This window comes from Parapedobacter lycopersici (assembly GCF_040395035.1).
Classification (GTDB): domain Bacteria; phylum Bacteroidota; class Bacteroidia; order Sphingobacteriales; family Sphingobacteriaceae; genus Parapedobacter; species Parapedobacter lycopersici_A.
Genome location: NZ_JBEBRB010000088.1, coordinates 1 through 9,551, shown reverse-complemented (window position 1 = coordinate 9,551; position 9,551 = coordinate 1). Strand labels below are relative to the sequence as shown.

Sequence of the window (9,551 nt, the reverse complement as noted above, 5' to 3'; positions counted from 1 at the left end):
CCGGTTTCCTGACCAGGCCGTGTCTGTCCATTCCTAAATTTATTGGTCGCGCCGGTCTCTACTCATTGTTACTGTTAGTTTCCGCCTTGGGTGCGGATGCAATGCCCGTGAGCCGAAGTCCGGCCGGTATAGCCGTCGGTCAAACCCAGGCTACGGTAAGGGGTCGGGTAACCGATGTCAACGGCAACGGGATAACGGGTGTCAGTGTTTCCCTGAAGGGAACGGGTTCAGGTACTACTACCGATGCTTCGGGTAATTTTTCTATTAACGCACCGGAAAACGGTGTTCTTGTATTTACCTATGTTGGTTTTGTTGCACAGGAGATCCCTGTAAACGGCCGGCAGACCATTGAAGTGGTGCTGAAGGATGAATCAACGGCCCTGGAAGAGGTAGTAGTAACCGCGCTGGGTATCGAACGCGAAAAGCGTTCACTTACATACAGTACGCAGAGTATCGACACAGAGCAACTGACCGAGGCACGCGAGCTGAACGTGGTTACTTCGCTCCAGGGTAAGGTGCCGGGGCTTACCTTATCCACGTCCGGAGCCGGTGTCGGAGCATCGAACCGGGTGGTTCTGCGGGGTAACCGCTCCATTTCCGGCGACAGCCAGCCGCTCTATGTGATTGACGGGGTTCCCATTGTCGGCGACCCCTCAGACATCAGTCCCGATAACATTGCATCGCTTAATATATTACAGGGGCCGAATGCCGCAGCATTATATGGTTCCGCAGCGCAGAATGGGGTAATTATTATCGAAACAAAACGAGGCCGGGCAGGTACGGTAAGCGTCAGTCTCAACCAAACGACCCAATTACTGGAGCCCATCCATAACATCCCTTTCCAGAACGCATACGGCCAGGGCATCGGCGGGGTTTACCAGGCCAATGCCGAATCGTCGTGGGGGCCGAGGATGGAGGGCCAGCAGGTCGCTTCGTGGTCTATCCGGCCGGAAGATGCGGGAGCACAGTACAGTTTAACGCCGCAGCCAGATAATATCCGCGATGCCTTCCAGCGGGGATACAATACAGCGACCAATTTGGTGGCCACCATGGGGGGTGAGAAAATGCAGGGCATGTTGACCTATACGCGTACGGATGCCGCGGGTATTATCCCGGGGAATAAGCTGGGCAGGAATAACCTGGCTGTGCGGCTGAATAGCCAGCTGACCGACAGGCTGTCTGTGGATGCGAAGATCGACTACATGAAACAGACGACCCATGATCCGCTGATCGAAGACATCAACAACTTTAATCCGACGAAACAGATATACATGATGCCCCGGAATATCCGGACCGAAGATGCCAGGAACTATTCTTATACGAATGCCAACGGCATTATCCTGCAAAATTACTGGACGCCGGGCTCCACGCTGGGGCTGAACCCTTATTTTTTGATCCATCGTGCCAGTAACATCAGTCCACGTGAACGGACGATCGGGATGGCATCATTGTCCTATCAGTTTACGGATGAAATCCGATTAATGGTGCGGGCTTCTTTTGATAACGTGTTCAATGGCAGTGAGGAACGCTTATCGCGGGATTTTTATGCCCGGGCGTTAAATGGCAGGTATACGGTATCGAAAAGGAATACGTCGTTGTTTAACAGCGATTTTCTCCTGACATATAACAAGACGTTTAATCAGGACTGGCAGTTCGACGTTAATGTGGGTGGCAACATCCGGCAGGAACGTAACTCGTCATTGAGCTCAAATACTGGGGTGGCGATGATTGTGCCCGATTTCTGGACGTTGTCAAACACGCTGGATGGACTGACCAGTAATTCGCCGGGCCCCAATATGGACATTCATTCCTTGTATGCCTTTGCTCACCTCGGGTGGCGGAATGTATTATTCCTCGATGTAACTGGAAGAAACGACTGGAGTTCTACGCTACCGGCGTCCAATCGCTCTTATTTTTATCCTTCGGTGGGATTAAGTGCAATTCTGTCGGACCTGATTGCCGCCCCCGAATGGATTACGCTTGCCAAGCTGAGGGGATCCTGGGCCAAGGTGGGCAGCAGTGGCCCCGCCTATCGGCTGAGCCGAACGGCGGCCTTCAGTGCCGGTGGCGCCAACGGATTTTTGCAGCTGAGCAGCACATTGCCCAATAGTGACCTGCGGCCCGAAGAAACCAATGCGTACGAAGTTGGCCTGGATGTCGGGCTATTCAATGACCGGCTGGGCTTCAGCATTACCGGGTATAAGACCAACACGCTGAACCAATTATTTACGGTCGCCCTGCCGCCCGGGTCGGGTGCTTCGGAATATTTTACTAATGGGGGCAACGTGGAAAATAAAGGTATTGAAGTTAGTCTGAATGGCGCACCCGTCAGAAATGCGAACCTGGTATGGGAAACCAATTTGACTTTTTCACGGAACCGCAACCTGGTAAAGGCGCTTAATGACCAACGGCCCAAGTTAATTGTCGGGTCTGACCAGAGTTTCCGTGATTTTGTTGTGATCCAGGGGCAACCATTCGGTCAGATTTTTTCAGTCGGCTGGCTGCGGGATGACCAGGGAAATATTGTTGTGGGCGATAACGGGCTGCCGCTGAATTCAGGTTCCCGGAACCGGGCTGTGGCTAATGCGATCCCCGATTGGATGGGGGCCATAAACAATACACTGACCTACAAAAACTTCAGTCTCAGTTTCCTGATCGACCACCGGCAGGGGGGTACGATATTGTCGGTTACCGATGCTATGCTAAAATTTGAGGGCCTTACTGAAGAAACACTGGCCGGCCGGGAAGGCGGACTTGTGTTTGGCGAAAACTTGTTTGCGGAGTACAGCGCGGTGAAACAGGACGGAAGCCCCAACGATATCCCGGTAAACGCACAGACATTCTGGCGGGCTACCGGTGGTGTGGTCAATCCCGTTGGCGAGGCATTCGTAGAGAGCATGACCAATACCCGCTTACGGGAAGTCACCCTTGGCTTTGCTTTACCCGCGTCGCTAATCGAAAAATTGCCGATTGCCGGTGCACGATTGGCCATTGTAGGTAGGAATCTCCTGTTTTTGTATCGTGCATCAAAGACCATCGACCCGGATATTACAGCAGGCACCGGCGTGATAGCTGAGGGACAATCGTCGTTCAGTCCGCCGACCACCCGGTCCTACGGCCTGAACCTGAAAATCGATTTTTAAGTATACCGGGTAATTATGAATCCTTACGTAAAATCATGAATCATGAGACGTCAACGAAATAGTCAGCAGCGCTTCGGACATTTTTATATGGCCCTTGCCGCATTTACGTTAATCAGTATGCTGTCCTGTACTTCAGAATTTGATGAACTGAATACTCCCCAGGACCAGATTGTGGTGGATAAGATCGATGCAAATTTGCTGGGGCAGGCGTTTGCACAGGCCCAGTACAATTCAGTCAGCGGAATGAGTACCTACATCTGGAATTCCGCACTGTATTCGGATCGCTATGCACAATATCATTCCAATATTCACCCGGCATTCGAATCCGACCAGTACGTGGATGCCGGCGCACATAAAGACCGGCTATGGTCTAATTTTTACGCCATGGTTGCTACACAGCTGGCTTTTGTGGAAAAATTTACCGTGGATGCCAATATGCCTGTTGAAAACGCGATTGCAAAAGTACAGCGGGTGGTGGCTTACCATCGGATGACCGATCATTTCGGCCCGATTATTTATTCCCAGTTCGGCAATGCGGAAACCGTAGTGAATTACGATTCTCAGGAAGCGATATATCACGATTTCTTCAGTACGCTGGATGAAGCCGTGGCCGTTCTCAAAGACCATGTCGGTACTGCGAGCGCATTCGGCGTTAACGATCAGATGTATAACGGCGACGTTGGCCTATGGCTGAAGTTCGCCGGTTCGCTACGGCTCCGGCTGGCCATGCGCGTTGTATACGTTGACCCCGAACTGGCCAGGACCGAAGCGGAAAAAGCCATCAATGACGGCGTCATCACGGCTAATGCCGAAAGCGGCGAAATTGCCACGACGATCAATTCGCTGAATGGATTATCGAAGATAACCTACCACGAGGAGTGGCGGATGAGTGCCACCATTTACAGTTTGCTCATTGGTTTTGATGACCCCCGGACCGCAGTATACATGTCGCCGCGCTGGGATGGCGGCGGGTACCGCGGCCTACGGAACGGGCTACCTGTGGAACAGCGGGACCGCAACGGGATGACCCTGAGTTATTCCGCTATTGGAAACCGATGGCGCCCGCTGTACACCGGGTTGTGGGGCGAGGCTGGGGTTAATGCGCCGATGGGGGTTATTTCGGCAGCTGAGGTATATTTCTTACGCGCCGAAGGGGCATTGCGGGGGTGGAATATGGGCGGTCCCGCAAAGGACTTATACGAAGAGGGGATCCGGATGGCGCTTTCGTCCACGACAACGGCTTCGCCGGCAGAAATTGAAACATACATCCAGGGTACCGGTTTACCCGTGCCGATTGACGACCCCTGGAACAGCCCGGCGGTTACCAACATTCCTGTCGCCTATCAGGCAGGTGCAGGCTTTGAAACCCAGCTCGAACAGATCATTACCCAAAAATGGCTGGCCCTGTTTCCCGACGGATGGGAAGCCTGGTCGGAACGGAGAAGGACGGGGTATCCGGTTGGTTATGCACTGATTGCTTCTTCCAATCCGAATCTGACCAAGTTCGAACTGGCTAGAAGACGGGAATACCCACCGATTGAAACTACGTCCAACGCCGAAGGGTTTAAGACAGCGCTTGAATTACTCGGCGGACCGGACCGGATGGACACACGGTTGTGGTGGGATGCGAAACCCATCGAGCTGTTCCCCACACCTGCAGATTAATTCAGGGAATGTTATCGCAGACGATTATAAAAACAGATGAAGTACTCAAGGAAGGAATTTATCACGCGGTCTGCCGGGGCCCTGCTTGCGCCGATAGCGATTGGCGCGGGCGGGTGGATAAACGAGGCACCGGTAGCGGACATACCGCGTAACCCGGCGGAGCGAAGTGCATATACCCGGGCGTTGCTGGACCGGTTATGTACAGCGATTGGCCCCCGCGCTACCGGTAGCGAACATTACGCTGCCGGTGCAGCCATCATTCACGCGGAATTTAAAAAATCATTGCCTGTGGTCGACTATGATGACTACGCGTTTGACAGGTGGGAATTAATTGGCCGGGCGAGCATGGAGGTCGGGCAACAGGTGATCGAGACAAACCTGGCGTTTGGTGGCCGCGGAACACCTGAAAATGGACTCTCCGGTATACTCAGCTGGCAGGATAGCGGTTTTAGCGTTGTCCATCCGGAAAATAAAGAATTGCTGGCCAACATAACTGTCAATAAATACGGCCGGTCAATTCCGGTGGACCGGAGTATGGACCCGACCCTGCCACCGCTTTTCGGTATCGGGTACCGGGATGTTCCGCTGCTTGAAGGGGCAGCAAAGTCCGGCAGCCCGGTCCGTTTACATGCCCGTGTTCGTCTTTCCTCCGATGGAAAAGGAATTAATGTGATTGGTCGGTTACCCGGAAAGCAGCCGGATGAGATCCTCTTTCTTGCCCATGCCGATACCATGTATACGACACCGGGTGCCATTGATAATACGGCTTCCGTGATCGTCATGATCATGCTGGCTCACGAAGCCGCTAAAAGGGGAAACCATAAGCATACCCTTACATTTGCGGCAACTGACGGCGAGGAATATGGCCTATTGGGTGCTAAGCATTACGCGAAAGTGCGGTCGGCTGCTGATACGATGAAAAATATCCGTTACGTAATCAATTTTGATTCGCTGGCCTGGGGGCCCAATTTATGGGTGAATTCGTTAAACGACGAAATAAAAAGGATCATCCGTTCCGTTCATGGCGATTTGGGTCTGAAGTCCTATCCCCGTTTTGAAAGCAATGACGGGTTTTCAATGGACTCAGCACCGTTCCGCCCATCGGAAGCGCGAGCCGCACACATCAATAGCCGGGGTTACGACGCACAGACACTGCCGCGTTATCATCGTGCAGACGACCTTCCGCAGCATGTGCCCCTGGATTGTACCGAGCAGGCTTTCCGCGTATTCGATGAGTTTATCCAACGGGTTGACCGGTTATAAATGCATGCTATGAACGGACAACGACAGGTTTCCTTCGGATCAACCGGGCAATTCAGGCCGGAAAAACTGGCAGAACGGTATCAAGCGGAATTAATGGACCGCCTTATCCCGAACCTGGACAAGTTTGTGGTGGATCGCCAATATGGCGGATTTATGTGTGAATTTGATATCGCTGCAAAAAAAAGGCTATCGACCAATAAACGGGCCTGGTATGAGGGAAGGGGCATATGGGCGTATGCTTTCTTATATAACCGGCTGGATGCGGACGACCGTTACCTGACGATTGCCACCGGATCGAAAGATTTCATCATGCCGCACGTACCGGAAGATAACGGTTTTTTCCCCGCGTTGTTTGCGCGTGACGGGAGCGTGATTTCCGGTGAGGGGGATATTTTTGGTAATCTGTATATTGCGGAAGGATTGCTGGAATATGGCTGGGCAATGTCGGCGCCAATGTATCGGGCGATGGGAAAGGACCTGATACGGAAAAGCCTGCAAGTGTGCCTGGAAGCGGACTACCGGTATGCACCGTTTAAGGATGTTGCAGGTGGGCAGTTCCTTAACCATTGGATGGTGATACTATGGGCTGCCAGCCAGGCACTGACCCACGAGGCTGATGCGGGGATGGTGCGTATTATAGACCAATGTATAGACTATGTGCTGCACCGTCATTTACATCCGGAATCGGGGTTGCTCAACGATGTGTGGGTGCCTGACCGGTTGGCGACTACCGATTCAGGACTGGACAGCTGCAATTTTGGAATTGGCATCCAGCTGCTGTGGATGATGATGTATGAAGCTGAGCGGCGACAGGATGCCACGCTTTTTCTGCGTGCTGCCCGATTATTTAAACATCATGTGACGGTTGCCAAAGATGAGGTTTACGGTGGATATTTAGGATACCTCAGTGGCATTGAAGACCAACGCTGGCGGACAGACAAGATCCTTGGACTGCATGAGGAAATATTAATCGGTTCGCTGTTCCTTGTCGAACACTTGGACGACACCTGGGCAAAGGAATGTATTGAAGAGACATTCAGTTATGTGCAGCATAGCTTTGCAAAATCCGGTTATGCGTTCTGGGTGTCATCGGGCGACCGGACATTGGCGGTAGAAAACCGGCAGCGTGTCGAATTTTATCATCATTCGAGGCACTTGATGCTCGGCTTATTGTCATTAAGACGACTCATGAAAAGAAAAGGCCGGGTGTCGGATTTTCTGGCCAATACCACGGATATAAACCAAATATAACAGCATATGAACAATATCGAATATTCAAGACGCAGTTTCATTAAACAGCAATCCCTGTTGGGGTTGGGTATGCTTGCTTTCGGTCTCCCGGGTGGTTTTCTGAAAGCCGCGGGTGCCACAACCGCAACCGGCCCGGTTATCGATACCCTTGGCGCCATGACGCTGAAGCAGCTCCGTGACCGGTATCACGCGGCGCTGTTTGATCAGTTTATCCCCAATATGGATGCACTTGTCATTGATCATGAATACGGCGGATTCATGTGTAATGTGGATATCGTCACCAGGGAACGGAAATCAGATGCCAAATCGGCTTGGTATGAAGGGCGCGGACTTTGGACGTATTCCTTTTTATATAACAACTTCGGTCAGGATCCCGCTATCCTGAAGGCAGCAACGGGATCAAAGGACTTTATCGTTAAACACATTATCCGGGATACGCCCGCTGACGGCGATTTTTGGCCGGCGTCCTATAACCGTACCGGTACGGAAGCGTCGGGCGAGGGCAATATCTACGGCCACCTGTTCATCGCCGAGGGACTGGCTGAATTTGCGCGTGCCTCGGGCGACGAAGCCTATTATCAACAGGCAAAGGAGATTGTCTTGGACTGCCTGCGGCGGTATGACCAACCCGATTATGCGTATCATGTTAACTATTTGTCGGCAGATGCACCACGTGTTCCCGGGCCGCGCGTACTCGGACACTGGATGGTGTTTTTGCGTGCCGCTACCCAGATCCTGGAGCGACGCCAAGACCCCGAAATTGAACGGCTGGCGAGCCGCTGTGTCGACGCCATTATGAATCACCACTTAAACCCCGAATACGGGTTGATGAATGAGTTGCTGAATCACGACTTCAGCAGGCCCGACAATGCGTTTGCTAACTTCTCCTACCTGGGGCACGCCATTGAAACGCTGTGGATGGTAATGTTCGAAGCCGGACGGAAAAAAGACCGGGCGTTATTCCGTACCGCAGCTGCGGCATTTTGCCGGCACGTAAAGGTTGCCGCTGATCGTATTTATGGCGGATTTTTCCGCTCACTTGACCATGTAGACCAATACACCTGGAAAGTGGATAAGGTGCTATGGCTGCAGGAAGAAGTACTGATCGGCACACTCTTCCTGCTGGAGCATACCGGCGATACCTGGGCACAGCAGTGTTTCGACGATACCTATCAATATGTCCAGGATAAATTTACGAAACCGGAATATGCCTTCTGGATTTCGGCAGGTAATAGAAAACTAACCGAGTTTCAACAGGTTAGGGCCGAGCATTATCATCACCCCCGTCACCTCATGCTTAATCTGCTGGCATTAAACCGGATGGTTGAAAGGGGCGGTAAAATATCGGGTATTTTCGGCTGACAGCATCACTCGGCTGATTTCATTAAGTTGCTTTAATCTTTCTTCGGAAGTCCCACGGCGTCCTGCATTTACTTTATGTAAAAAATGAGAGGCTGATGGGATTTTTTCAAGTTGGCTGGTCTTAACATTAGAAAAGCCAGGCAACTTGATTTGCGGTCATCTCGCTGTCCGCGTAAGTAATAGGATTTAACCAATAAATATACACTTGATGAAAAGAAAGAAAATCAGATGCCCGGCCTAATCAGGGAAACCGGTTGCCAGCCCGGACTGCGGTTGCAGGGGTAGGCCTCACTAAAAGCTGTTTTTTATTAATTAACTTAAAACGACCGAAGATTATGAATTTTTTTACTATTCCCTTGATGTACTGCTGTAAGAAGCATCGGGAGTCCGTGTTTTTTACCAGGCTGGGGTTGTACTCCGGTGTATTCCGCAAGGCAGGCCTATCCCTGTTCCTGTCGGTTATGATGACTGCCGGGTTATACGTAACCGTATCTGCACAGGGTAACGGCACTGTCAGGGGACGGGTTACCGGTACCGATGGAAGCGCGCTTACCGGTGTAAGTGTGTCGCTAGAAGGCACAAGTACAGGTGCCACCACCGATGCAGCGGGCAATTATTCGATCAGCGCGCCAAATGATGGGACGCTGGTGTTCTCCTATGTTGGGTTTGTTTCGCGGAAGGTACCCGTTAACGGGCAGCAAACGATCAATGTAACGCTGGAAGCCACGTCGACCGCGCTTGAAGAGGTGGTGGTAACGGCACTGGGTATCGAGCGGCAGGCCAGGTCGCTTACCTATAGCACGCAAAGTGTTGATACGGAACAATTGACGAAAGCCCGCGAACCGAATATCATGAATTCATTGCAGG

At 51.9% G+C, this 9,551-nt stretch carries 6 protein-coding genes; all 6 read left to right on the top strand.

Annotation, left to right across the window (positions count from 1 at the left end; translation table 11 throughout):
* Window positions 1-3,143 (top strand): SusC/RagA family TonB-linked outer membrane protein (locus ABWO75_RS12510; protein WP_353186029.1); only part of this gene is annotated, 3,143 nt, incomplete at its 5' end.
* A gap of 42 nt (window positions 3,144-3,185) precedes the next feature.
* Complete coding sequence (locus ABWO75_RS12505) at window positions 3,186-4,808, top strand: SusD/RagB family nutrient-binding outer membrane lipoprotein (protein ID WP_353186027.1); 1,623 nt, start codon at window positions 3,186-3,188, stop codon at window positions 4,806-4,808.
* A gap of 36 nt (window positions 4,809-4,844) precedes the next feature.
* Window positions 4,845-6,071: a M28 family metallopeptidase gene (locus ABWO75_RS12500; protein ID WP_353186025.1), complete on the top strand. Its 1,227-nt coding sequence runs from the start codon at window positions 4,845-4,847 to the stop codon at window positions 6,069-6,071.
* A 9-nt stretch (window positions 6,072-6,080) separates the two neighbouring features.
* Window positions 6,081-7,322: an AGE family epimerase/isomerase gene (locus ABWO75_RS12495; protein WP_353186023.1), complete on the top strand. Its 1,242-nt coding sequence runs from the start codon at window positions 6,081-6,083 to the stop codon at window positions 7,320-7,322.
* A gap of 6 nt (window positions 7,323-7,328) precedes the next feature.
* Window positions 7,329-8,684 (top strand): AGE family epimerase/isomerase, encoded by a 1,356-nt coding sequence (locus ABWO75_RS12490; RefSeq protein ID WP_353186021.1) that lies wholly within the window; start codon window positions 7,329-7,331, stop codon window positions 8,682-8,684.
* Between the two features lie 335 nt (window positions 8,685-9,019).
* Window positions 9,020-9,551: carboxypeptidase-like regulatory domain-containing protein (locus ABWO75_RS12485; protein ID WP_353186019.1), on the top strand; the 532-nt coding region annotated here is incomplete at its 3' end.